22 protein-coding genes are annotated in these 23726 nt (G+C 66.6%); 8 read left to right on the forward strand and 14 right to left on the reverse strand.

Annotated elements, in window-relative coordinates; translation table 11 throughout:
• Positions 1 to 15: 15 nt before the first annotated feature.
• Positions 16 to 1413, reverse strand: coding sequence for a CoA transferase (locus N4T19_RS07020; protein ID WP_458259348.1), 1398 nt, complete (start codon positions 1411 to 1413; stop codon positions 16 to 18).
• Between the two features lie 196 nt (positions 1414 to 1609).
• On the opposite strand from N4T19_RS07020, the gene N4T19_RS07025 reads away from it, so the two are divergent.
• Positions 1610 to 2935, forward strand: coding sequence for a citrate synthase family protein (locus tag N4T19_RS07025; protein WP_260719739.1), 1326 nt, complete (start codon positions 1610 to 1612; stop codon positions 2933 to 2935).
• 114 nt (positions 2936 to 3049) lie between these two features.
• Here the strand turns inward: N4T19_RS07025 and N4T19_RS07030 are convergent, their stop codons facing one another.
• Positions 3050 to 3502: a CBS domain-containing protein gene (locus tag N4T19_RS07030; RefSeq protein WP_021028721.1), complete on the reverse strand. Its 453-nt coding sequence runs from the start codon at positions 3500 to 3502 to the stop codon at positions 3050 to 3052.
• A 139-nt stretch (positions 3503 to 3641) separates the two neighbouring features.
• Here N4T19_RS07030 and N4T19_RS07035 point away from each other — a divergent pair, with 139 nt between their 5' ends.
• The 4 genes from N4T19_RS07035 to N4T19_RS07050 all read left to right on the forward strand — a co-directional run bounded on the left by N4T19_RS07035 (position 3642) and on the right by N4T19_RS07050 (position 7307).
• A complete protein-coding gene (locus N4T19_RS07035; protein WP_116924211.1) occupies positions 3642 to 4940 on the forward strand; it encodes an O-acetylhomoserine aminocarboxypropyltransferase in 1299 nt (432 codons plus the stop codon).
• Complete coding sequence (locus N4T19_RS07040) at positions 4940 to 5362, forward strand: GNAT family acetyltransferase (protein ID WP_260719740.1); 423 nt, start codon at positions 4940 to 4942, stop codon at positions 5360 to 5362. Before N4T19_RS07035 ends, N4T19_RS07040 begins: the two co-directional genes overlap by 1 nt.
• 27 nt (positions 5363 to 5389) lie before the next feature.
• On the forward strand, positions 5390 to 6226 hold the full coding sequence (locus N4T19_RS07045) for an alpha/beta fold hydrolase (RefSeq protein ID WP_260719741.1): 837 nt from the start codon (positions 5390 to 5392) through the stop codon (positions 6224 to 6226).
• 217 nt (positions 6227 to 6443) lie between these two features.
• A complete protein-coding gene (locus N4T19_RS07050) occupies positions 6444 to 7307 on the forward strand; it encodes a PoNe immunity protein domain-containing protein (RefSeq protein ID WP_182342195.1) in 864 nt (287 codons plus the stop codon).
• Between the two features lie 76 nt (positions 7308 to 7383).
• Here N4T19_RS07050 and N4T19_RS07055 read toward each other — a convergent pair whose 3' ends face one another.
• Entirely contained in the window at positions 7384 to 8778 is a 1395-nt protein-coding gene (locus tag N4T19_RS07055) for a YihY family inner membrane protein (RefSeq protein WP_260719742.1), read from the reverse strand.
• A gap of 20 nt (positions 8779 to 8798) precedes the next feature.
• On the opposite strand from N4T19_RS07055, the gene N4T19_RS07060 reads away from it, so the two are divergent.
• Complete coding sequence (locus N4T19_RS07060) at positions 8799 to 9239, forward strand: DUF2069 domain-containing protein (RefSeq protein WP_260719743.1); 441 nt, start codon at positions 8799 to 8801, stop codon at positions 9237 to 9239.
• Positions 9240 to 9271: 32 nt separating this feature from the next.
• Complete coding sequence (locus N4T19_RS07065) at positions 9272 to 10693, forward strand: FAD-binding oxidoreductase (RefSeq protein WP_182342203.1); 1422 nt, start codon at positions 9272 to 9274, stop codon at positions 10691 to 10693.
• Positions 10694 to 10898: 205 nt separating this feature from the next.
• Here the strand turns inward: N4T19_RS07065 and N4T19_RS07070 are convergent, their stop codons facing one another.
• Positions 10899 to 11372: a hypothetical protein gene (locus N4T19_RS07070; protein ID WP_116924217.1), complete on the reverse strand. Its 474-nt coding sequence runs from the start codon at positions 11370 to 11372 to the stop codon at positions 10899 to 10901.
• A gap of 347 nt (positions 11373 to 11719) precedes the next feature.
• On the opposite strand from N4T19_RS07070, the gene N4T19_RS07075 reads away from it, so the two are divergent.
• Positions 11720 to 12700, forward strand: coding sequence for a thymidylate synthase (locus N4T19_RS07075; RefSeq protein WP_182342208.1), 981 nt, complete (start codon positions 11720 to 11722; stop codon positions 12698 to 12700).
• A 44-nt stretch (positions 12701 to 12744) separates the two neighbouring features.
• Here the strand turns inward: N4T19_RS07075 and N4T19_RS07080 are convergent, their stop codons facing one another.
• From N4T19_RS07080 to N4T19_RS07125, 10 genes are all read right to left on the reverse strand, one after another.
• Entirely contained in the window at positions 12745 to 13158 is a 414-nt protein-coding gene (locus N4T19_RS07080; RefSeq protein WP_116924219.1) for a DUF4124 domain-containing protein, read from the reverse strand.
• A gap of 60 nt (positions 13159 to 13218) precedes the next feature.
• Entirely contained in the window at positions 13219 to 14199 is a 981-nt protein-coding gene (locus tag N4T19_RS07085; RefSeq protein ID WP_260719744.1) for a tripartite tricarboxylate transporter substrate binding protein, read from the reverse strand.
• 300 nt (positions 14200 to 14499) lie between these two features.
• Positions 14500 to 15489: a Bug family tripartite tricarboxylate transporter substrate binding protein gene (locus tag N4T19_RS07090; RefSeq protein ID WP_116924221.1), complete on the reverse strand. Its 990-nt coding sequence runs from the start codon at positions 15487 to 15489 to the stop codon at positions 14500 to 14502.
• Between the two features lie 114 nt (positions 15490 to 15603).
• Complete coding sequence (locus N4T19_RS07095) at positions 15604 to 16596, reverse strand: Bug family tripartite tricarboxylate transporter substrate binding protein (RefSeq protein WP_116924484.1); 993 nt, start codon at positions 16594 to 16596, stop codon at positions 15604 to 15606.
• Positions 16597 to 16619: 23 nt separating this feature from the next.
• A complete protein-coding gene (locus tag N4T19_RS07100; RefSeq protein WP_116924222.1) occupies positions 16620 to 17318 on the reverse strand; it encodes a carboxymuconolactone decarboxylase family protein in 699 nt (232 codons plus the stop codon).
• Positions 17311 to 18603 carry an SDR family oxidoreductase gene (locus tag N4T19_RS07105; protein WP_260719745.1) on the reverse strand — a complete coding sequence of 431 codons (1293 nt, stop codon included), beginning with the start codon at positions 18601 to 18603 and terminating at the stop codon, positions 17311 to 17313. Before N4T19_RS07105 ends, N4T19_RS07100 begins: the two co-directional genes overlap by 8 nt.
• A 5-nt stretch (positions 18604 to 18608) precedes the next feature.
• A complete protein-coding gene (locus tag N4T19_RS07110; RefSeq protein ID WP_232539375.1) occupies positions 18609 to 19379 on the reverse strand; it encodes an SDR family NAD(P)-dependent oxidoreductase in 771 nt (256 codons plus the stop codon).
• Positions 19376 to 20347, reverse strand: coding sequence for an acyl-CoA dehydrogenase family protein (locus N4T19_RS07115; RefSeq protein WP_232539376.1), 972 nt, complete (start codon positions 20345 to 20347; stop codon positions 19376 to 19378). Before N4T19_RS07115 ends, N4T19_RS07110 begins: the two co-directional genes overlap by 4 nt.
• Before the next feature lie 4 nt (positions 20348 to 20351).
• Positions 20352 to 21551 (reverse strand): acyl-CoA dehydrogenase family protein, encoded by a 1200-nt coding sequence (locus N4T19_RS07120; protein WP_116924225.1) that lies wholly within the window; start codon positions 21549 to 21551, stop codon positions 20352 to 20354.
• A gap of 37 nt (positions 21552 to 21588) precedes the next feature.
• A complete protein-coding gene (locus N4T19_RS07125; RefSeq protein WP_260719746.1) occupies positions 21589 to 23724 on the reverse strand; it encodes an acetate--CoA ligase family protein in 2136 nt (711 codons plus the stop codon).
• Positions 23725 to 23726: the final 2 nt, after the last annotated feature.

A 23726-nucleotide genomic window follows, 5' to 3' on the forward strand; every position in this document is an offset into this window, starting at 1 on the left:
GCAGCCCCACAGGGCTCACCAGCGGGGCGGGTCACCGCCAGGCGGCTGGCCGGCATGGGGCCAGCCGCCTGGCAGGCCCTGCAGCACCGCACTGTGGCGCACCGCACGCAGGCGGCCAAAGCCAGTGTCCATCTCTTCCAGATAGGCGTCGGGCGGCGCGCCGCTGGGTGCCGTAGCCGCCGCAGCGGCTACCGGCCGCTGGCCCATGGACTGCAACCACTGTGCGACGCGCGCCAGCGACACCTGCACATGCCAGCTGCCGCCCTGCTTTGCCTGGCGGTAGAGCGCAGCCTGGATGCCAAAGGCCAGCAAAAAGCCCGCGCTGTAATCGAGAATCTGCAGCGGCAGCGCCCGCAGCCCCGCGCTGCCAAACGCCTGGCCCTCGGCCCAGTTGATGCCGCAGACGGTCTGCACCAGCGAATCAAAGCCGCGCCGGTCGGCCCAGGGGCCGCTGCGGCCATAGGCTGACAGGCTGGCATAGACGATGCCCGGCCGCTGCCGGGCGGCAGACTGCGGATCCAGCCCCAGCGCATCCAGCGCGCCCGGCCGGTAGCCTTGCAGCAGCACATGGGCCTGATCCAGCAACGCGGCCATCTTTTGCTGGCCTGCCGGGGTTTTCAGATCCAGCAAGGCCGAGCGCTTGCCCCGGCTCATATCGGCAATGGCCTCGATATTGGGCAGACCCGGCCCATTGAGCATCAGCACATCGGCCCCTTGCGCCGCCAGGCTGCGGGCTGCCACGGGCCCCGCCAGAATGCGGGTCAGGTCCAGCACGCGCAAGCCAGCAAGCGGCCGGTGCTGGGCAGGCGCGGGCCCATCGCGGGGCGCGGCGGGCTGGTCGCTGTCCAGCTGCGTGATCGACAGCAAGGGCTGCGCGGCCACCGCCGCACTTTGGGGATGGGCCTGCCAGGCCTCAGGGCTGCGCGCAGCTGCCACCACGAGGCCCAGCGCTGCGGCGCGCTCCTCCGCTGCCTGCGCCGTCCAGCCTTGGAGCGCGTCCGCCACCTGCTGCCGCGTGGTGGCAGCGCCCGTGGGCAGGCCCAGGAACCGCAACACGCCATCGCGGTGGTGGTCAAAATTGGCATGGATGCGCAGCCAGCCCGGCTCGCCCACATCGGCGCCGCAGGCATAGAGGCCCGAGATGGGCGCCCACAGGTTGGGCTGCTCGCCGTCCAAGGTGAAATAGCCACTGCACTCGGCCAGCACATGGCCCACATCCACCTGGAACTGGGGCATGGCCCGCTGCTGGCGGCGCTGGTACAACAAGGCACTGGCCAGGCCGCTGGCCGCCACGGCCGCAGGCGCTGCCACATCCAGGCAAAAACTCGAGGGGTAGGCAGCGCCATCGCCGCTGAGCGCCAAAGCGCCCTGCTCCAAAGCCTGCGCTGGCAGGCCCGCTTGCTGCCAGAGCATGTGCACGCTGGCCTGTATGGCCGCATGCAGCGGTTGCTGCGCCAGGTGGTGGCTGGTGGGGCTGTGGTTGTTAGTGATTGGCAAGACGTTCTCCTGGTTGGCACATGGCCGCCATTGCATACCTGCCGCACCCCGGGGTCAATCTTGATTGGGCCGATACACATACCATTCAACTCGCCTTGCAGTAGCATGGCCCATGGTTGCTTCACGTCCCTCTCCCACCCCACCTTCCGAAGACGACAGCCCCTGGCTCAGCAGCCAGCAGGCCGCCGCGATGCTGGGTGTGCAGCGCGCCAGCCTCTACGCCTATGTCAGCCGGGGCCTGCTACAGGCGCACCGCCAACCGGGCCTGCGCGGCCATGTCTATGCCCGCATCGATGTGCAGCGCCTCGCGCGCCAGCGGCACACCGTGCGCAACCCCGCGCAGCTCGCCCGCTCCACCCTCGACTGGGGCACACCCGTGCTGCGCTCGGCCATCACACAGGTGGCCCAAGGCCAGCTGTACTACCGGGGGCGCGATGCCCTGCAATGGGCGCAGCACGCCAGCCTGGAAGACACCACCGCGCTGCTGCTGGGCCAGCCCATCGCGGCGCAGTCCAGCAGCGCCCGCATGGCCCCGACCAGGGCGTCCGCAGCATCGCCCGTGCCACAACCCCGGTCACCCGACCAGGCGCTCAGCGCCTGGCACAGCCTGCCCACCAGCGAGCCCACGCTGGCCAGCCCCGGCTGGCCCCGGCCGCTGCTCCAGCAGATGCTGTGGGTGCTGACGGGGCTGCCGCCACCTCCTGGTGCTGCGCCGCCCCAGGCCGAACGGCTGGTCCACCAGCAGCTCGCTGCGCTCTGGCGTGTGGATGCCGCCGGCGAAAGCACCCTGCGCCAGGCGCTGGTGCTGTGCGCCGACCATGAGCTCAATGCCTCCAGCTTTGCAGCCCGGGTGGTCGCATCAACCGGCGCCAGCCTGCATGCCAGTCTGGGCGCAGGTCTCGCCGCGCTGACCGGCCCACTGCACGGGGGGATGACGGCGGTGATCGACCAGCACTGGGAAGACTGGCATGCGGCGCCACGGGCTGGCGATGCACTGCACCCATCGCTCACCCAGCTGCTGGCCGACACCCGCACCCATGGCAGCCCGCATTACTGCGCAGGCTTTGGCCACCCGCTCTACCCGGCAGGCGACCCGCGCAGCCAGCGCCTCATCAGCCTGCTGCCGGCCGATGCGCACCGCAATGCCTTGCTGGCAACAGTGCACCGCCAAACCGGCCTGCACCCCAGCCTGGACTATGCGCTGGTCGCCATCCAGCGCGGCCTGGGGCTGCCCGCGGGCGCTGCCTTTGTGCTGTTTGCACTGGGCCGCACGGCAGGCTGGCTGGCCCATGCGATGGAGCAGCGCGACAGCGGCCAATTGATCCGCCCCCGCGCCCAGTATGTGGGCCTGCCAGCGCAAACAGATGCTCAGGCTGAGAACCCAGCCTCCACCGATAACACGGTCGGCCGCATCCCCGGGCGCATCATCCGTTTCTGACCAATACCCAGCATCTGTTCCAAAGCAAAGGCGCAAAAAAGCGGCCTCGCGGGCCGCTGCAGTAGCGGTTGTGGAAGTCGCCGGCTCAGCCGCCAAGCTGCGCCGGTCCCACCATCAAGAATCCGTCTCGCCTTCCACCGGCCAATCGCGGATATAGGCCTTGAGCATCTTGTTCTCGAAATTCTGGCTGTCGACGACGGCCTTGGCCACGTCGTAGAAGCTGATCACGCCCATCAGCATCTTCTTGTCCATCACCGGCATGTAGCGGGCATGGCGGTCGAGCATCATGCGGCGCACCTCGTCCATGTCGGTTTCCATCGTGCAGGTAAGCGGTGCATCGTCCATCACGCTGCGCACAAGGATATTGCCTGCAGTGCCGCCGTTGTTGACGATGGCCACGATCACCTCGCGGAACGTCAACATGCCCACCACATCGCCGTGCTCCATCACCACCAGTGAGCCAATGTCCTTCTCCGCCATGGTCTGGATCGCGTCGCCCAGAGGGTCGTTGACGCTGGCCGTGTAGAGAGTGTTGCCTTTGAGGCGGAGGATATCGCTGACTTTCATGGGTGTCTCCTTGTACCGTTCTCCGATGCTGGCGGGGCCCACCTGCGTGCACACGCATCGGCGACAGGCCTGCCCGCCCAGGTCTGCTAAATATAGCCGACAATGCCCGTCCAGAACGACAACATCGCGGAGATACGCCATGCCCGGTTACACCGACCCCGGCTTTGACACCCTGAGTCTGCACGCTGGCGCCCAGCCGGACCCGGCCACCGGGGCTCGCGCCGTCCCCATCCACCTGACCACCTCCTTCGTCTTCGAGTCGAGCGACCACGCAGCCAGCCTCTTCAATCTGGAGCGGCCCGGCCATGTCTACAGCCGCATCAGCAACCCCACCAATGCGGTGCTGGAGCAGCGCGTCTCGGCACTTGAAGGCGGTGTGGGCGCGATCGCGGTGGCCAGCGGCCAGGCCGCGCTGCACCTGTCGGTTGCCACCTTGATGGGCGCGGGCAGCCATATCGTTGCCAGCACCGCGCTCTATGGCGGCAGCCAGAACCTGCTGCACTACACCCTGGCCCGCTTTGGCATCGAGACCACCTTTGTCCAACCCGGCGATATCGACGGCTGGCGCGCTGCGGTGCGGCCCAACACCAAGCTGTTTTTTGGCGAGACCGTCGGCAACCCCGGCCTCGATGTGCTGGACATCCCCACCGTCTCGGCCATCGCCCATGAGGCCGGCGTGCCCTTGCTGGTCGACTCCACCTTGACCTCGCCCTGGCTCATCAAGCCCTTTGCGCATGGCGCCGACATCGTCTACCACTCGGCCACCAAGTTTCTCTCCGGCCACGGCACCGTCATTGGCGGCATCGTGGTCGACGGCGGCAGCTTTGACTGGGAAAAGTCGGGCCGCTTCCCCGAGCTGACCGAGCCCTATGACGGCTTTCACAACATGGTGTTCAGCGAGGAATCGACCACCGGCGCCTTCTTGCTGCGCGCGCGGCGCGAAGGCCTGCGCGACTTTGGCGCCTGCATGAGCCCGCACAGCGCCTGGCTGATCTTGCAAGGCATCGAGACCTTGCCGCTGCGCATGGAGCGCCATATGCGCAACACCGAAAAAGTGGTGCAGTTCCTTGCCAGCCACCCGATGGTCAGCCGCGTGGGCCACCCGATGCTGGAGAGCCACAGCTCCTACGCGCTGGCGCAAAAGCTGCTGCCGCGCGGCGCGGGTTCTGTGTTCAGCTTTGACATTGCCGGCAACCGCAACCAGGGCAAGAAGTTCATCGAGACGCTCAAGGTCTTCAGCCACCTGGCCAATGTCGGCGACTGCCGCTCGCTGGTCATCCACCCGGCCAGCACCACGCATTTCCGCATGCACGACGACGCCTTGGCGCAAGCGGGCATCAGCCAGGGCACGATCCGCCTGTCCATCGGCCTGGAAGACGCCGACGACCTGATCGATGACTTGAAGCGCGCGCTCAAGTCCGCAGAGAAGGCCGCATGATGGAAATCCGTGTCTTTGCACCGCAAGATGCGCCTGCCGTCGTGCAGCTGTGGAACGACTGCGGCCTGACCCGCCCCTGGAACGACCCGCACAAGGACATTGCGCGCAAGCAGAGCGTCTCGCCCGAGTTGTTCTGGGTCGGTGTCGATGAACAAGGCGCGGTGATCGCCAGCATCATGGTCGGCTACGACGGCCACCGCGGCTGGATCAACTACCTGGCCGTGCACCCCCGGCACCAGCGCCAGGGCCATGCGCGCCAGCTGATGCAGCGGGCCGAAGCCGAGCTCACGGCGCTGGGCTGCCCCAAGCTCAACTTGCAGGTGCGCGCCGGCAACGAGGCGGTGATCGCCTTCTACGAAAGCCTGGGCTATGCCAACGACCAGACCGTGAGCCTGGGCAAACGCCTGATTGCCGACATCTAGCCTCAGCCACACCATCGGAGCACAGACATGCAAATCCAAGTACAAGGTGCCGACCTGTATGCCTACACCGGCGGCAAGGCGCTGGATGCGAACCAGCCCACTGCCATCTTTATCCACGGCGTGCTGTGCGACCACAGCGTCTGGGCGCTGCAAAGCCGCTACCTGGCCAACCATGGCTGGAACGTGCTGGCCATCGATCTGCCCGGCCACTGCAAAAGTGCCGGCGCCGCGCCGCGCACGGTGGAAGAAGCGGCCGAGACCATCGCGCAGCTGCTCGATGCCGCAGGCCTGCAGCAGGCGGCCCTTATCGGCCACAGCTGGGGCAGCCTGATAGCGATGGAAGCGGCCGCACGCCTGGGCGCGCGTATCAGCCACCTGGTGCTGGTCGGCACGGCCGACCCGATGAAGGTCGCCCCCGCTCTGCTCGAGCAAGCGCTCAGCGCTACCGACCAGGCGATTGCCATGGTGCAGACCTTCTCGCGCGCAACCCTGGCCCCACCCTCAGGCGCGGGCAGCTGGGTATTTGGTGCCGGCATGGCGCTGGCCCGCCGCGTGCAGGCCAGCAACGGCGACACCAACCTGCTGCACACCGGCTTTGTGGCCTGCGACAGCTACCGCAATGGCCAGGCTGCGATGGCCGCCCTCGCCTGCCCGGTGCTGTTTGTGCTGGGCGAGCAAGACCAGATGACGCCTGCCCGCGCCGCGCGCAGCCTGGTGGACGCCGCCAAAACCGCTGGCATGCAAGTGCAGGTCCAGATGGTGCCCAGCGGCCACAACCAGATGACCGAGTCACCCGACGCGACCCTGTTTGCGATCCACCATTTTCTGCAGGCACAGGCCGCAGCGCCGCAGCTTCCCGCCTGAGGGCCTGCCGCAGCGATCCGTCGCGCTATCAGCTTTGCAATTGCGATATTGCTTTTGTTTTTATAGCAGAATATCAAGTATGTATCTGGCGTAAGAAGGCGTAAGCCACCGCAAAAAATGCCGCAATGCGGGCATCAAATGCGTTAGCCTATCTGCCAGGCCGATGGAGGCCCAGACAGCTGCACCTGAAAAACTGCAGACCCGATACATACGACTTATGCAATACAAGGCCCTTCCCTGTTTGCTGCAACACTGCCAGGCGCAACCCTGGCATCTGCTGCGGCCACGCGTGGACATGGACCTGGAGCGATGGGCAGAGACCTGGGCGGACCAGTTGTCAAGCCTGCATGAATTCTCCAGCCATGGCTACTATGGTCTGGATGTGCAGGATCTGGACGCCGACAGCCAACGCGCTGCCCGGGCTGGCTGGTGCCGCGCGGCGCTGCAATCGCTGGCGCTGTTGGATCTGGCCTACAGCCGGGGGCTGCCGCCTCGCGCGATGGAAAGCCTGTTCGAGCATGTGCTGCACTGGTGCAATGAGTATGCGGTCTTCATGCGCAGCGATGCCGCAGCACCGGCGCAAGCGCGCCAACCCATCAACCCCGCCTCCAACAGCTACCCGGCCGCCGTGCAATTGCTGGCGCTGCCGGTATTGCTCGAGCGCCAGGAGCTGATTCCCGGCATTGTCGAGCGTCTGTTGGGCAACCGCTGTGACTGCCTGCTCGACTACCTGAGCGCCGTCGCCTGCGAAAAGGACGAAGCCTCCGCCCAGGTCTTCTGTCCCAAGCCCTATGCCGATCTGACCGCCTTCTTCGAGCAGTCCGAGCTGGGCACCGAGCCCTTGCAAGCCTATCTGGACGAGAACTACAGCAGCCAGCTGCACCCTGCGCTGGCCGCCATTGGCCGGCTCATTGGCATGGGCGAGCACCACCCGCGCTGGGCCTGGGAAGTCGCCGCCCTGGTGGTGCTGTACGAGCTGGACGACAGCACCCTGACCGCCTACAGCAGCTACCCCGCCGACATGGTGGCGCTGGCGCGCCAGCGCCTGGCCTTCAATGAGGCAAGCTTCGCCGCCCACTGAGCGGCTTCAGCGATCTCTGCGCATCGCCATCAGGTAGGCCGCTGATGGGCAGCCCCTCTCAGCGATCAAACTGCCCTCAAGCCTTGGGCTGCAGGGCTTGGGTCTCATCACCCAGCACAGGCTCCAACTCCTGCGCTACTGCTTCCACCTCTTGCGCAGGCACCTCCTCCGGCAGCCACTGGCGGCGCTCCAGCAGTGCAATGAGCGCGATCTGGTCGAGACCGCTGTGCCACCACAAGGGCTCGGTGGCCTCGTTGCGGTCCAGCATCAGTGCACTGACCAGCGGCGCAGCCAGGGTCTGCGCGGGCTCGATCAGCAGCACATAGCGCATGTCATGCTGGCTCTCGGTGGCTCCCGTGCTGGTCCGGCGCTCATCCACATCGACGACGGCGCCCACCCAGTCGAGCTGGCACAGCACATCGAGCGCGCGGTGCAGCTGCACATCCTCCACCTGCATTCGGGTGGCAAGCTGGTGCAGGTAGAGGCCCTTCTCGGGCTGGTAGCGCATCAGGTTGAGCGCGCGTAGGCATTCGAGCGCCAGCTGAAAATCCCAGCTCTGCGCCAGCGGCAGCCGCGCCACGCCGGCCAGCAGGCTGGGCAGGTAGGCGGCCACCACGGCGCCCAGCAGCACAATCACCCAGGCCACATAGATCCAGATCAGCAAGATCGGCAAGGTGGCAAAGGTGCCGTAGATCGTCGAATAGGTCGGCACATGCACGAGGTACAGGGTCAGCACCTTCTTGGCCACCTCGATGCCCACGGCCACAAACAGCCCGCCGGCCAGTGCATCGCGCCAGCGCACATGGGTGTTGGGCACATAGCGGTACATGGCGGTCACACCCGATGCCAGCAGCACAAACTCCAGCGAATCAAAGGCCAGGCGAATGAGGTAGGGCAGCTCGCCCATCGCGCTGCGCGAAGCGGCCACCACCGACGAGGTCAGCACCAGGCTGGAGGCCAGCACCAGCGGGCCCAGCGACATGGCCGCCCAGTAGATCAGCACCCGCTGGCCCAGTGGCCGCAGCTGGCGCACGCGCCAGATGTTGTTGAGCGTGCGGTCCATCGTCAATATCAGCGCCAGCGCCGTCACCAGCAAAAAGCTCAGGCCCGCCAGGCCCAGGCGGCTGGCCTTGGAGGCAAACTGCGTGATGTAGCCCAGCACCTGGCTGGCGATGGTGCTGGGGATCAGGCTCTCGATCAGCCAGCGCTGCAGTTGCGCCTCGACCGTGGCAAACATCGGGAAAGCGGTGAGCAGCGCCAACGCCACCGTGAAGAATGGCACCAGTGCCAGCATGGTGGTAAAGGTCAGGCTGCTGGCCGTCAGGCCCAGGCGGTCCTCGCCAAAGCGCGTGCGCAAGGTATTGACGGTATTGCGCCAGGGAAACGCAGCAAATTGCTGCCACCACAAAGCCCATCCCTGGCGCGGTTGCACCTGCAAAGATGCTGCGTTTTTCTCATCACTGACGTACATACCGATATGATGCCATTTCCATGCCTGCATCGACCCCTGAACCCGCCGCAAATCTGCCTGATTTGGTAACGCCTGCCCCGGCCAGGGCAGCGGCGCAGTTTTCGCGCTGGCTGGCCGTGGCGGCCCTGCTGGGCCTGGTGCTGTTGTGCCTGGCCTGGGAGCTGTGGCTGGCCCCGCTGCGGCCGGGCGGCTCCTGGCTGGTGCTCAAGGCCTTGCCGCTGTGCATTCCGCTCGCCGGCCTGCTCAAGCGCCGCATGTATACCTACCGCTGGCTGAGCCTTCTGGTGTGGCTGTATTTTATTGAGGGCGTGGTGCGCGCCTGGGGTGATGCGCCGCCCAGCCGCTGGTGCGCGCTGGCCGAGATCGCACTGTGCCTGCTGCTGTTTGCCGCCTGCGTGCTGCATATCCGGGGCCGCCTGCGCGCCGCATCCCCGGCCGCCCAGCCCGCAGCCGCTTCCTAGAACCGATTTCTTTTTATTTGCTGAGACTTCCGATGACCGACCTGATTGCGAGCTTGCGCCAGATTGTGGGCGATGCCCATGTGCTTACCGAGGGCGACCTGACGGCCTATGAGCAGGACTGGCGCCGCCGCGTCCACGGCAAGGCGCTGGCGGTGGTGCGCCCCGCCACGACCGAGCAAGTGGCCGCCGTCGTCAAGGCCTGCGCGGCCAACGGCACCTCCATCGTGCCCCAGGGCGGCAACACCGGCCTGGTCGTGGGCTCCACGCCTGATACCTCGGGCCAGCAGGTGGTGCTGAACCTGGGGCGCATGCAGGCGATCCGCGCGATCGACAAGGACAACCTGACCGTCACCGTCGAGGCCGGCTGCATCCTGCAGACCCTGCAGGAGCGCTGCGAGAGCCAGGGCTATCTGTTCCCGCTATCGCTGGCGGCCGAAGGCAGCTGCACCATTGGCGGCAACCTGGGCACCAATGCCGGCGGCACCCAGGTGGTGCGCTATGGCAATACGCGCGAGCTGTGCCTGGGCCTCGAAGTGGTCAACGCCCAGGGCGAGATCTGGAACGGCCTCAAGGGCCTGCGCAAGGACAACACCGGCTACGACCTGCGCAACCTCTTCATCGGCAGCGAAGGCACCCTGGGCGTGATCACGGCAGCGACGATGAAGATCTACCCCTTGCCCGCGAGCCAGCTCACCGCCTGGGCGGCGCTGCCGTCGTTCGATGCTGCCGTGCGCCTGCTGGCGCTGGCGCACCAGTACCTGGGCGCGGGTCTGACCGGCTTTGAGGTGATGAACCGCTTTGCGCTCACCCTGGTCGACAAGCACATGCCCCAGCTGCGCGTGCCCTTTATCGACAACCCCGCCTTCCCCTATGCCGTGGTGCTGGAGAACTCCGACAGCGAATCGGAAGAGCATGCCCGCAGCCGCTTTGAAGCCTTGATGGAAGCGGCATTCGAGCAAGAGATCGTGCTCGATGCCGTGGTCGCCGAGAACCTGGGCCAGGCCCACAACCTCTGGCATATCCGCGAGAGCATTCCGCTCGCCCAGGTCGAGGAAGGCCTCAACATCAAGCACGACATCTCCGTGCCCATCTCGCGCATCCCGGAGTTTGTCGAGCATGCCACCCAGGTGCTGAACGACAAGGTGCCGGGCATGCGCCTGGTCAATTTCGGCCACCTGGGCGACGGCAATCTGCACTTCAATGTGCAGGCACCCGAGGGCGGAGACGCCAAGCAATTTCTCGACGAGCGCGAGCACGAGGTCAACCACATCGTCTATGACGCAGTGGCCGCCTTTGGCGGCTCCATCTCGGCCGAGCACGGCATTGGCACGCTCAAGGTAGACACCTTGCCGCAGTACCAGTCGCCGGTGGCCCTGTCGATGATGCGGGCGGTGAAGGCTGCGCTGGACCCGCAGAACATTATGAACCCGCATGCCATGATCACACGCGCTTAGAGCTACTAGCACAACCCTTGATACGTCGTTGCCTCGCCGGCCGCGCCAAGCCTTGTCGTACTACTGTACTGCCTGCAGCTTGACGCCTCGTCTCAACCGCAAACCTTCGGTTTGCTGGGTCGTGTTAGCAGCTCCTAAAACCCAGCGCCAAAACAAAACAGGGCGGCCCTCGCAGAGGTGCCGCCCTGTTTTGTTTATGGAAGCATCACGACGCCGGCGTGCCCACCGCGTTGCTGATCATCTGGTTCACATCCTTGGGCCAGGAAAACGCTGCGCCCGGGTCCTGCACCACACGCGGCTGGCCGTCCTGCAGCCACCAGATGCGCATGGTGTTGCTCTTGGCATCCAGCGCCACGGCGGCGGCATTGTGGCCACCATCGTGCTGGCGGTTGCCGGTGATGTAGTAAACGGAGCCCTGTTTGCTCAGCGGCCCGCTCACCTGCAGGTTCTGCATGAAGGCGGCGCGGTGCTCGCCCAGCAGGTGCTGCATGCGCGCAGCCATCACGCCTTGCTGCAAGAAAGCGGCATCCTGCGGGTACTGGCCCACCTGGGCCTGCAGCTGGTTCCAGGCCTGCTGGCCGCTGGGGTTGCCGCCAGCGGGCGTGGTCTGGCAACCCGCCAGTGCCAGCGCCGCAGCAGCGCCCAGGGCTAGGCCCCATTTTTTCGTCATCATCCACATAGTCAGGTGTCCTTGGTGCGTTTGCCGCGCCCTCTCCTGCGCCAGGCAAACTGTCGATGTCCCGCTGCCCACCTGTGCTTGCCACGGCCATGCACCGCCGGCCCCGGTGGGCCCGGGCGCCAAAGCCGACACCCTACACCAATTTTTGGGCCGCAAGGGCGGCCGCCGCCATCACCCACGTGGGCTTATCCTTACGGCCTACGCAAAAAACGCAGGCATCGTACAGTAGGCCCTTTGGGCCTTGCCCCCAGCCCCGCCCTCGCAGTGCGCCCATATCGCACCGGGCCAGGCAGCGCCTCGGCGCTCCAGGGGCGGCCAGGCCCCACTCTCGATCAGGCCAGAAGAACATGAAGCAATACCTCCAACTCGTCCAGAGCATTCTGGACCAAGGCTCCTGGCAGTCCAACCGCACAGGCATCCGCACGCTCAGCATGCCCGGCGCCATGCTCAAGTTTGATCTGCAGCAAGGCTTTCCGGCTGTCACCACGAAGAAGCTGGCCTTCAAATCGGCCATCGGCGAGATGGTGGGTTTTCTGCGTGCGGCGCGCAGCGCTGCCGATTTCCGCGCGTTGGGCTGCAAGGTCTGGGACCAGAACGCCAATGAAAACCAGGCCTGGCTGGCCAACCCCTACCGCCTGGAGGCCGACGACCTGGGCCCCGTCTACGGCGTGCAATGGCGCCAATGGCCGGCCTACAAGCTGATCGACCAGGCCCAGCCCCAAGGCGCCGCCCAGGTGGCCGACGCGCTGGCCAAGGGCTACACCCAGATCGGGGAAGTGGCCGAAGACGGCAAGCGCCAGATCGTGCTCTACAAGGCCATCGACCAGCTGCGCCAGTGCCTGGACACCATCATGACCGACCCGGGCAGCCGCCGCATTCTCTTCCACGGCTGGAACTGGGCCCAGCTCGAAGAAATGGCCCTGCCGCCCTGCCACCTGCTCTACCAGTTCCTGGTTGACCAGAGCAAGCGGGAGATCTCGCTGTGCCTGTACATCCGCAGCAATGATGTGGGCCTGGGCACCCCCTTCAACCTCACCGAAGGCGCCGCGCTGCTGCACCTGATGGGGCGCCTGAGTGGCTACACCCCGCGCTGGTTTACCTATTTCATCGGTGATGCCCACATCTACGAGAACCACCTGGACATGCTGCAAGAGCAGCTCAAGCGCGAGCCTTTTGAGTCGCCCCAGCTGGTGCTGTCGGACCGCATCCCCGACTATGCGGTGACCGGCCAATACGAGCCGGAGTGGCTGGAGAAGGTGGAGCCTTCGGACTTCTGGCTGGAAGGCTACCAGCACCATGCGCCGTTGACGGCGCCGATGGCCGTGTAAACAAAAACGCCCGCAATCGCGGGCGTTTTGCTGAGAGGGGGTCTTTAGCCGCCGCAGCGCTCTTTCAGCGCTTCAAACGACGCCCGCTTTTGCTTGCGGATCGGCAGCGGCAGCGCAATCGATTCGGCCTCGATCTGCATGCTCTTCATGCGCTCCGGGTCGGGGCAATCGGCCGGGCGGGGTTCTGGCGCATCGGCGGGTGCAGCTGCTGGTACGGACGGCGGTGGGTTATCCGTTGGACGGCTGGTCACCGGGCGGTCATGCTCGCGCGGGTTGATGCCCTGGCTGGAGGGCGTCACGGTGATCGCCTCGGCCTTCTGCCCGGCTGCGCAGGGCTCATCCTGAAAGCTGGTGCGGCCCTGGGCATCGACGCATTTGTTGATGGCCCAGGCCGGTGCGCTCAGCAAAGACGCTGCCGCGAGCAATCCGGCAGCGAGGGTATGGCGGGCGTAGGGCATGGGCAATCCAGACAGGTGGCAAAAAGCCCATTATGCGTCAGGCCCCCCACCCGCCCCGGCTCAATCCAGATCAATGCGCACGCCGCTCTGGAGGAGCGCCTGCAGCTTGCGGGTTTCGGCCTGCAGAAACTGGCCAAAGGCCTCGGGCCTGGACAGCGACACCAGCAAGCCGGTCTTGGCAATCTGGGCGCGCACGGCAGGGTCTTCAAGGGCGCGGTGCAGGTCGGCATTGATCTGCCGCACCACCGCATCGGGCGTTGCAGCCGGCGCCAGCATGCCAAACCAGCTGCCACTGACAAAATCCATGCCCAGCTCCTTGAAGGTCGGGATCTCGGGCGCGCCGGGGTGGCGCTGCTCGGCAGCGATGGCCACGGCTGCCACCTTGCCCGACTTGACCAGCGCGTACGACGACATGCCGTCAAACATGCCATCGACGACGCCCGCCATCAGATCGGTCATCGACGGCCCCTGGCCCTTGTAGGGTACATGGGTAAAGCGGATGCCCGCCTTGGTCGCAAACAGCTCGGCCGCCAGGTGCGGGCTCGACCCTGGTCCGGACGAGGCCAGCTTGAAGCTGCCCGGCTCGGCCTTGGCGCGGTCGATCAGGTTTTGCAGCGACTGGCCACGCAAGCGGTTGGTGACCAGCAGCACATTGTGGCTGGAGCCCAGCAGGCCCACAGGCCGGAAAGCGTCGGGCCCATAGGGCAGCTGCCGGCGCAGCACCGGGTTGGAGGTGTAGGCATAGCTGGTGAACAGCAGCGTGTAGCCATCGGCTGGCGTACGGGCCACGGCGCTCGTGCCGATGATGGTGCCTGCGCCATCGCGGTTCTCCACCACCACCGGCCGGCCCCAGAGCGTCGCCAGCTTCGCCGCCAGCGACCGGGCCAGCGTATCGGTCAGCCCGCCGGCAGAATAAGGCACCACGATGGTCACGCGCTTGTTGGGGAAAGCGGCCTGAACCTCAGCGGCCGGTGCAGTGGCCGCGCAGCAAGCCAGGCCCAGCCCCAGCGCGGTAGCGCGCCAAAAAATCCTGATCGACATAAGACCTCCTTAGGGATACTCTGCAAGACTCCCTGCCGTGGTCTGAATGCGGGCTCGGGCGGTTCGCTGCGTTGTCTTCCTTGTCAATAGCTACGGCTATTGACTGCGAAAGACGCCTTGCGCCTCATCCCGATCCGCGCCCATCCCGCTTAGCGAGGGTCTTGCAGAGGATCCCTTGCCCAGCCTGTCTGCCGGGCAATCGCCATACCATCGCAAGAGTTGGCTGTGCCAATACGGCACAGAGGGTCCCGGGGCAGGGCTGAAGAGCCTTCAGCCCCGCTGCCTGCCCCGGGGCGTCGCTCAATCGACCTTGAGCTTGGCCACCTTGGCCAGCTGCTGCCACAGCGCCATGTCGTTCTTGACGACCTGGCTGAACTCGGCGGCCGACTTGTGCGCAGGGATCAGCATGTTCTGCTCGGCAAACTTGGCCTTCATCTCGGCGCTGCCCAGCACCTGGCCCAGATCGGCATTGATGCGGTCGATGATCTTGGGGTCCGTCTTGGCGGGCGCAAACACGCCGTACCAGCCATCGGCATCAAAGCTGTAGCCCTGCTCGGTCAGTGTGGGCACATCCTGTAGCGCCGGGCCGCGCGCCGATCCGGTGGCGCCCAGCGCACGCAGCTTGCCGCTGCGGATATGGGGAATGGGCGAGGCAATGTCCATAAAGCCCACGCCAATCGTGTTGGCCAGCAGATCGCCCAGCTCCACGGCAGTGCCCTTGTAGGGCACATGGGGCATGTCCAGGCCGTAGTGGGCCTTGATGCCCTCCATCACCAGGTGGCCCGTCGAGCCGCTGCCCCAGGAACCATAGGCCAGGCGGCCCGGGTTGGCCTTGGCATACTGCACCATGTCGGCCAGCGTCTTGAGGCCAGTGGCTGGGTTGGCCACCAGCAAAATGCCCGCAGCCCCCACCTGCGCCACCGGTGCCAGGTCGCGCATCGCGTCATAGGGCATCTTGGGCTGGATGATGGGGTTGATCGCAATCGACGACGACGGCGAGAACAGCAAGGTATAGCCATCGGCCTGGGCCTTGGCCACATGGTCATTGCCGATGATGCCGTTGGCACCGGCCTTGTTCTCGACATAGAGGCTTTCCTTGAGCGTCGACTGCAGCGGAGGCAGCAGCAGGCGCGCAAAGATGTCGCCGCCCGAGCCCGCTGGCCCCGGCACGATCATCCGGATCGCCTTGTTGGGCCAGGCCGTATTGGCCCAGGCCGTGCCGGTGCCCGCTGCGGCCAGCAGGCCCAGCAGCATCTGCCGGCGGTTGAAGCTTGCGCATGAATCGGTCATTTTTGTCTCCTGTGGATTGCCGGTGGCCGGCCTTGCGGCGACCACCTGGTTCTTGGGTTTGCTGTGAGCAGCGGCCCGGGCTTGTAGCGCCCGGTGCAGCCGCCAGCGCGCTCGTTACGACATCTTCAGATCGGCCAGCTTGGCCAGCCCACCCCAGATCTTCATATCGGACTGGATGGAGCGGGCAAACTCTGCCGCCGGTTTGACGGCAGGCAGGGCCATGTTCTGGTCTTCAAACTTTTTGCGGATATCGGCGCTTTGCGCCACCTGCGCCAGGGCGTGGTTCAGGCGCTCCACCATCTGGGGGTTGGAGCTGCCGGCGGGCAAAAACACGCCATACCAGCCGTCGGCATCAAACTTGAAGCCCTGCTCGGTAAAGGTGGGCACCTGCGGTGTGGCCGGCGCGCGCTGCGTGCCCGTCACGCCGACTGCCAGCAGCTTGCCGTTGCGGATATGCGGCACGGGTGACGCGATATCCATAAAGCCCATGGCAATGTTGTTGCCGATGATGTCGGACAGCTCGGTGGACAGCGCCTTGTAGGGCACATGGTGGATGTCGATGCCGTAATGGGCCTTGAGGCCCTCCAGCGCCAGATGGCCCGACGAGCCATTGCCCCAGGAGCCGCAGGACAGCTTGCCCGGGTTGGCCTTGGCATAGCGCACCAGATCGGGCAAGGATGCAATGCCGGTCTCCGGGTTGGCGACCAGAAAAATACCGGACAGCCCGATCTGGCCGACGGGCAGCAGATCGCGTTGCGTGTCATAGGGCAGCTTGGGCTGGATAAAGGGGTTGATCACGATGGCTGATGACGGCGCAAACAGCACCGTGTGCGCATCGCTGCTTTTGACGACAAAGTCATTGGCGATGATGCCGTTGGCGCCCACCTTGTTTTCCACATAGAAGGGCTGGCCCAGAGCTGCCTGCAGGCCGGGCGCCAGCAAGCGGGCAAACACATCGCCGCCCGATCCGGGCGAGCTGGTCACCACCAGGCGCACCGGCTTGCTGGGCCAGGGCGTGGCTGCCCGTGCCAGAGGAAGGGCTGCAGGCAGTGCGGCGGCCATGGCCGCCATCAGCAGGGTGCGGCGTTCGGTACGCAGCTGGTTCATGTTTGTCTCCTTGTCGTTCGATGTCATGCGGCGTCGAGCTCAGCCAGCACCGTGATGCCCAGCGCCGTGCCATGCACCGCCAGGTGCGCGCCCATCTGGATGACCTGCACCACCGCTTCGCGCGCCACGCCCAGGCCCTGGGCCTGCTGCAAGGCTGCGCGCAAGGCCTCGGGCTGCATCGCTGTAAAGCAGGCATGCAGCGCAACCGTGATCAGGCAGCGCTCGCCGGCGCTCAGGCCCTTGCCGCTTTCGGCCGTGCTGGCTAGCGCCTGCAGATGGCCAAAGTAGGCCGGGTCGATGGCCTGCAGCCGCGCCCACAGGTCTGGCTGCTGGCCGTCCACCGTGGCCTCCGCCTTGGGTGGCAGACCATACACCTGGGTCACCTCCCCTAGCGCTGCCGCTGTCGCGCCTGCGCCTTGCAGGCAAACCAAGGTCAGCACATCGAGCAGGTCGTCATCACTGGCGCCGCAGGCCAGCGCCTTTTGCATGTGCAGCTTCAGGCCGCTGGCAAACAAATGGCTGGCCGATGCGTCGAGTGCCACATAGACCAGTTCCACCATGCGCTCGCTTAAGGCCCCGCTGCGCGCCGGGTAGCCGGCATAGTGGGCATAGGCCTGCAAAAACGCCGGGCGGCGCGCCAGCAGCTGGGCATTCCAGGGCCGCCAGTAGCCGCGCTCCTGGCGGTACAGCGCCTCGACGGCGGCGGTGTCCAGTTCAGCCATGGGCGCTCTCCTCGGAGCCCGAGATATTGGGGCACTGTCCGGTGACAAACTGCGCCTGTGCCCCGGCCAGAAAACGGACCAGCGGCAGCAGCTGCGCCACCGCTGGGCCACGGGCCTGCTGGGGCGACAGCAGCAGTGCATTGATGCGCAAGCCTTGTGTGGCCCATTCACAGGCCAGGGTTGCCACCAGCATGCGTGCGGCAGCCAGTGCCGTCTGGTGCTGCCAGGCGGGCACGCCTTCGGGGGCAGTCGCGGGCAGCAAGAGCACCAGGCTGGCATCGCGCGCATGGGTGGCTGCAAACTGCTGGGCGGCGCTCAGCACGGCTTCCACAAGATCACCACCAGCAGGGGCCAGCGCCTGGGTGCTGACCAGGCCTTGGCAAGGCGCGGCCGTTGCCGCTACCTGCTCGCCGTCCGCTGCCTGCAGCGCTTGCAACCAGGCGCCATCACAGGCGCTATCACCTGCGGCATCGCTGCCCGCTTGCAGCTGCAGATGCAGCGGGGTCTGCAACGGTGCGGGCACGGCGGTGCTCAGCGCGCAGCGGCTGCTGCCGCCGTAAATGCCCGATCCGCCATCGACCGACAGGACCTGGCCCGACAGCACCCGGGCCTGGGGCTGCGCCAAAAACACCAGCGCTGCGGCCATTTCTTCGGGCTCGGCCAAGCGGCCCAGCGGGATCTTGGCAACAGCATCGGCCAACGCCAGGCGCCCGGCATCCATCAGGCCCTGCACCAGCTCGGTGCGCACAAAGCCGGGGCACAAGGTGGTCACGCTCAGCTGCGGGTAGCGCCGCGCCAGGCTTTGCGACCAGGCGATCAGACCGGCCTTGCTGGGGCTGTAGAGCCCGCGCCAGGGAATGGCCTTGTGCCCCGCGCCGGAGGACACATTGACAAGGCGCGCATCGGCCTTCAAACGGGGCAGACAGGTCTCGAACAAGGCCTGCGGTGCCTGCAGGTTCAGCCGTAGCAGGCGCTGCCACTGCGCGGGCGCCTGCTCGGCCAGCGGCCGGCCGCTGCTGTCCGAGATACCGGCGTTGTTGACCAGCGCATCGAGTGCTGGCAGCGCAGCCAGTTGGCGGCCCAGCTGGACCAGCGCCTGCGCTTCGGTCAGATCCAGCGCAAAGGCCTGCGCACTGGCCGCGCCTTGCGCCAGGCACTGCTGGGGCAGCTCGGCAATCGCGGGGCTGATGTCGGCCAGCAGGCAGTCCCAGCCCTGCTGCGCAAACTGCAGCGCGGCAGCGCGGCCAATGCCGGAGGCAGCACCAGTGATCAAGACAGCGGGCATAGGCTTCAGATGTTGGTGAAGGTAATGCCGCCATCCACCACCAGCGCCTGCGCGGTGGTGAACTGCGAGGCATCGCTGGCCAAAAAGCAGATGGTTCCGGCAATATCGTCCACCGTGCCCAGGCGCCCCATCGGTGTCTTGGCCACGCGGCCGGCATCGCGCTCGGCATTGCGGTTGCGCTGGGTGCCCTCGGTCGGTACGGCAGACGGGCAGACCGCATTGACGCGGATATAGCGCTCGCCCAGCTCCGCCGCCGCAGCTCGGGTAATACCCAGCACACCAGCCTTGATGCCCGAATACACCATCGAGCTGCCGGCCGAGCGCAGCGCCGCGACCGAGGCCACATTGATGATGCTGCCACCGCGCTCGGCATCCATGCGGGCAGCGGCGGCCTGGATGCCCCAGAGCACCGCCTTGAAGCCGATGTCCAGCATGCGGTCCACCGTCTCGGGCATGATCTCGCTCACCGATTGGTAGCGCACCCAGGCGGCGTTGTTGACCAAAATATCGAGCCGCTGGTGGCGGGCATAGGCCTCGTCCACGGCGGCGGTCATCTCTTCGCGCGTGGCCACGTTCTTCACCACGCCAAAGGCCTGGCCGCCCTGGGCGGTGATGGCAGCCACCGTCTCTTCGACCAGCGCCTCCTTCAGGTCATTGACCGCCACCACGGCGCCGCGCGCGGCCAGTTGCAGCGCTGTGGCGCGGCCAATGCCGGCACCTGCGCCGGTGACCAGGGCCACGCGGCCTTCCATATCTCTTGCTATTGCGCCTGTCATTGCGTCACCTCACAACGGTCGATAAAGTCAGCGCCCACGGCGCGCATCACAGCCCCCGCCCCCAGGCAGGCGTCGAGCTTCTTGAGCTCACGCAGGCTGCGGTGCAGCCCCAGCTCCCAGGTAAAGCCCATGCCGCCATGTAAGTGGATGGCCTTTTCCAGCACCCAGGCGCCCTGGCTCAGTGCAGCGGCCAAGGCGCTGTCCGCCTGGCGGGGATTGCCCCACTCATCGGGGCGCAGCGCGCGCCAGGCCTGGGCGCTCGATGCCTCCAGCAGCAGGCGCATGCGCGCCAGGTGGTGGCGCACCGCCTGCTTGGCCGACAGCGGCCGGCCAAACTGCACGCGCGCCTGCAGGTAATCAGCAGTGCGCTCCAGCGCGCCGGCGCAAAGCCCGTTCAGATACTCGGCCCAGAGCAGCTTGGTATCGGCGCAAAAATCCTGCGACTGCTGCGCGTCCAGGCTCAAGAGCGGCGTGGCACCGGCGGCCGATACCCACAGCTGGGGCACCTCCGGGTCCAGCATTTCTTCGGCCTGGCAGCGCAAGTCCGCCTTGTCGTAGAGCGCAAAACCGGCATCGGTCTGCACCAGCGCATAGTCGGCCTGCAGGCCATTGCGCGCCACCCCACTCCAATCGCCAGCGGCCTGCGCGGCCATCACCACGCACAGCGATTTCTCGCCGCGCAGCAGCTCGCCGCCCACATCCGTGCCTTGCAGCGCCTTGCTGGCGGCAATCTGCTCGGGCAGGGGGTAGGACAGTTGCATCTGCCCTGCCACCCGCACCACCGGCATCGCAAATGCCAGCGGCAGGCCCAGGCCGCCCTGCGCTTCATCGGCGCAGATGCCAAACAGGCCGGCATCGGCCATGGCGGTGGCCGCCTCGGCCGGGCCTTGCCCTTGCAGCGCCGCGATGACCGCCTGCGCCGCCTGCCCAAACTCCTCGGGGTGCAGCTCTTCAGTTTGCATCGTCATCCCTTTAGTCCTTGGTCAGCTGTTGAATGCGCTGGGCAATGACATCCAGCTGCACTTCGGTGGTTCCGGCGTAGATGCTCTCGGCGCGCGAGAACAGATAGGCCTGCGTGAAATGGGCCTTGGCGCGCTGCGCCAGCGCGCTGTGGCCAGGGTGGATATCGGCCACCATCGCCAGCGCCAGCGACGCAAAGGCCTGGTGGCATTCAGACCAGTACAGCTTGGTGAGCGAGCCGCGCGCACCAATGGGCTCACCGGCCTGCAGCTGCTCCACACTGCGCTCGACCAGGCCCTTGAGCCCGTCAATCTGGCTCGCCACCTGGCCGATGGCCTGGCGCAGGCCGGGCTCTTGCAAGCGAGCGCGCAGCGCGGGCTCGGACTGGTAGGCCCGCACCAGCTGGCGCAGCTCGCACGCAAAGCGCCAGGCGCGGTACATGCGGTTGGTGGCGCGCTCGATCGACAGCACCCGAATCGCCGCACTCCAGCCTTCATCGGCAGCGCCCAGGCGGGCCGAATCGGGCACGCGCACCTGGTCAAAAAACACCTCGGCAAACGACTGCTTGTTGTCGATGGAGCGGATCGGCACCACGCGAATGCCGGGCGTGTCCATCGGTACCGCAAACATCAGCAGGCCCCGGTGCTTGTCGGCCACCGTACCGGTGCGGGTCAGCAGCAGGCAGTAATGGGCCTTGGCCGCGCCGCTGGTCCAGATCTTCTGGCCCTGGATGAGCCAGTCATCGCCATCGGGCGTGGCCTTGGTGCGCAGCCGCGCGAGGTCCGACCCGGCCTCGGGCTCGGAAAAGCCCTGGCACCAGTACTCGCGCATCTCCAAAATGGCGGGCAGAAAGGCCTGCTTTTGCGCCTCGGTGCCCACGGCCATGATGATGGGACCGGCCAGCTCCTTACCAATTGAGCTGACGCTCTCGGGCATGGCCAGCGCGCCCACTTCCTTGTTCACCGCCAGGTGCTCGCGCAGGCTCAGGCCATGGCCGCCGTACGCGGTCGGCCAGGTCATGCCGGCCAGGCCCGCCTGGTACATGCGCGCTTCCCAATCGCGGCACTCGTCCAGGCTGGGCGTGCGGTAGTCCACGCTGTCGGCGCGCATGTGGGCGGGCAAATGGCTGTGCAGCCAGTCACGCGCATATTGCCGGTAGGCACCCGGGCCCGATGCGGCATCGGGGCGGGCGAAATTCTCTTCCTGTTTCATCGCATAGTTCCGATCAAAGTCTGCATGGCGCTGCGCATCAGGCCTGCGGCGGGGCCGCCACCATCAGCGCATCGACCGCAATCACGCCCTCGCCGGCAGGCTGGACCAGCACCGGGTTCAGGTCGATCTCGGCGATCTCGCCGGCATAGGCCAGCGCCAGCTCCGACAGGCGCGCCACCGTGGCGGCCATGGCCTGCACATCGGCAGCGGGCTGGCCGCGCACCCCTTGCAGCAGCGGGTAGAGCTTGAGCGACGCAATCATCTGCAGCGCCTCGGCCTGCGTCACCGGCGCCACCTGCACCGCCACGTCCTTGAGCACCTCGGCATAGATGCCGCCCATGCCCACCATCACCACCGGGCCAAAGGCCGCGTCGTGTGAAACGCCGGTGATCATCTCCACACCGCCACCCACCATCGGGGCGACCAGCACGCCATCGATCTGCGCCTGCGCTGCGCGCTCTGCGACCCGGGCCAGCAGCTGTGCATAGGCCGTGCGGGCCTGCGCGGCGCTGCGGATGTTGAGCTCCACGCCGCCGACCTCGGTCTTGTGGGCAATGTCGGGCGAGACGATCTTGAACACCACCGGAAAACCGATCTGCTCAGCCGCTGCCACCGCCGCATCGGCGGACTGCACCACCTGCTCCTGCGTCACCGGCACACCGGCCCGCGCCAAAAAGGCCTTGGCATGGAACTCGTTGCGGAAGACCTGGGCATCCAGCGCCTCCCAGTGCTGCGCGGCAGCGGGCGCAGCTGGCGGCTGGCCCAGCGTCTGGCCCAGGCGCACCAGTCCTGCCAGGCCACGGGCTGCCGCATCAATGGTCGGGAAGATCGCAATGCCCGCGTTGGCAATGCGCTCGGTCACCTCGGCCGGGCCCTGGCCAATCAGCACGATCAGGCGCTCGGGGTAGTCGCGCCGGATCTGCGCCAGTGCCTCCTGGTACACGCCGCTCAAACGCGGGTTGTGCAAGGACAACGACAGCAGCAGCACCAGGGTGCTGCGCGATGCGTCTTCCAGCAAGGCCGTCAGCAGCTTGTACAAGATATCGGGCCGGCTGGACATCTGCGCCGTCGCATCGACCGGGTTGCGGGTGCCGGCCACCGGCACCGCTTCCTGGATACGGGCACGCGTCGCATCCGACAGCTCGGGCAGGTCCAGGCCGGCCTGAACCATGGCATCGGCCATCATCACGCCAAAGCCGCCCGATGCTGCCACCAGGGTCACACCCCGGTTGCGCGGCAGCAGCGCCTGGGGCAGCACGGACAGCGCGGCCGTCAGCTCCACCATGTCTTCGATCGACTGCACCGTCAGCGCCCCCGCGCGGGTCAGCGCCGCTTCGATCACGGCGTTGGACCCCGTCAGCGCGCCGGTGTGCGAGGCGGCGGCCGCCTGGCCTTGCTCGGTCGCGCCAATCTTGAGCACCACCACCACCTTGCCGGCGGCGCGCGCCGCGTCCAGCGCCTGCAGCAGCTTGCTGCCATCACGGCAGGTTTCCATGCAGCACAGGATGATGCGGGTCTGGCGGTCGCCGGCCAGCGCGGCAATGCCGTCGGCAATGTCCACATCGGCCTCGTTGCCGGTCGCCATGAAGCGGCTGATGCCCAAGCCCCGGCGCACCACCGATTGCATCGTGAAGCTGCCCAGGTTGCCCGACTGCGAGACGATGCCCACCTGGCCGGCGGCTGGCAGCTTGTCTTCCAGCGCCACCGAGAACGAGCCAATCACCCGCGCCTCGATCCCCACCGCGCCCAGGCAGTTGGGCCCCAGCACGCGGATCTGGCGCTCCCGCGCAATCTGGCTCAGCTGCCGCTGCAGCGCAGCGCCCTCCTCGCCCGCTTCTATGAATCCGGACGACAGCACAATCGCTGCCTGCACGCCTTTGTCTGCGCAGTCGCGCAGCGCAGCGGGCGCCATCGCTGCCGGCACCGCGATGATGGCCAGCTCGGGCACCTGCGGCACATCGCGCACGCTGGTGTAAGCGGGCAGCGACTGGATGCTGCCGCCCTTGGGGTTGATGGGGAACACCGCGCCGGCATAACCATGCTTTTGGAGCAGATGCAGCGGCCGCCCACCAATCTTGGTGGGGTCGTCAGAGGCACCAATGATGGCGATCGCGCGTGCATTGAAAAACGGATCAAGACCTGCACCGGGCTGCAGGCGGGTTGTCTGCAGCATGC

It is taken from the genome of Comamonas squillarum (assembly GCF_025309455.1).
In the GTDB taxonomy this organism is placed as follows: Bacteria; Pseudomonadota; Gammaproteobacteria; order Burkholderiales; family Burkholderiaceae_C; genus Comamonas; species Comamonas squillarum.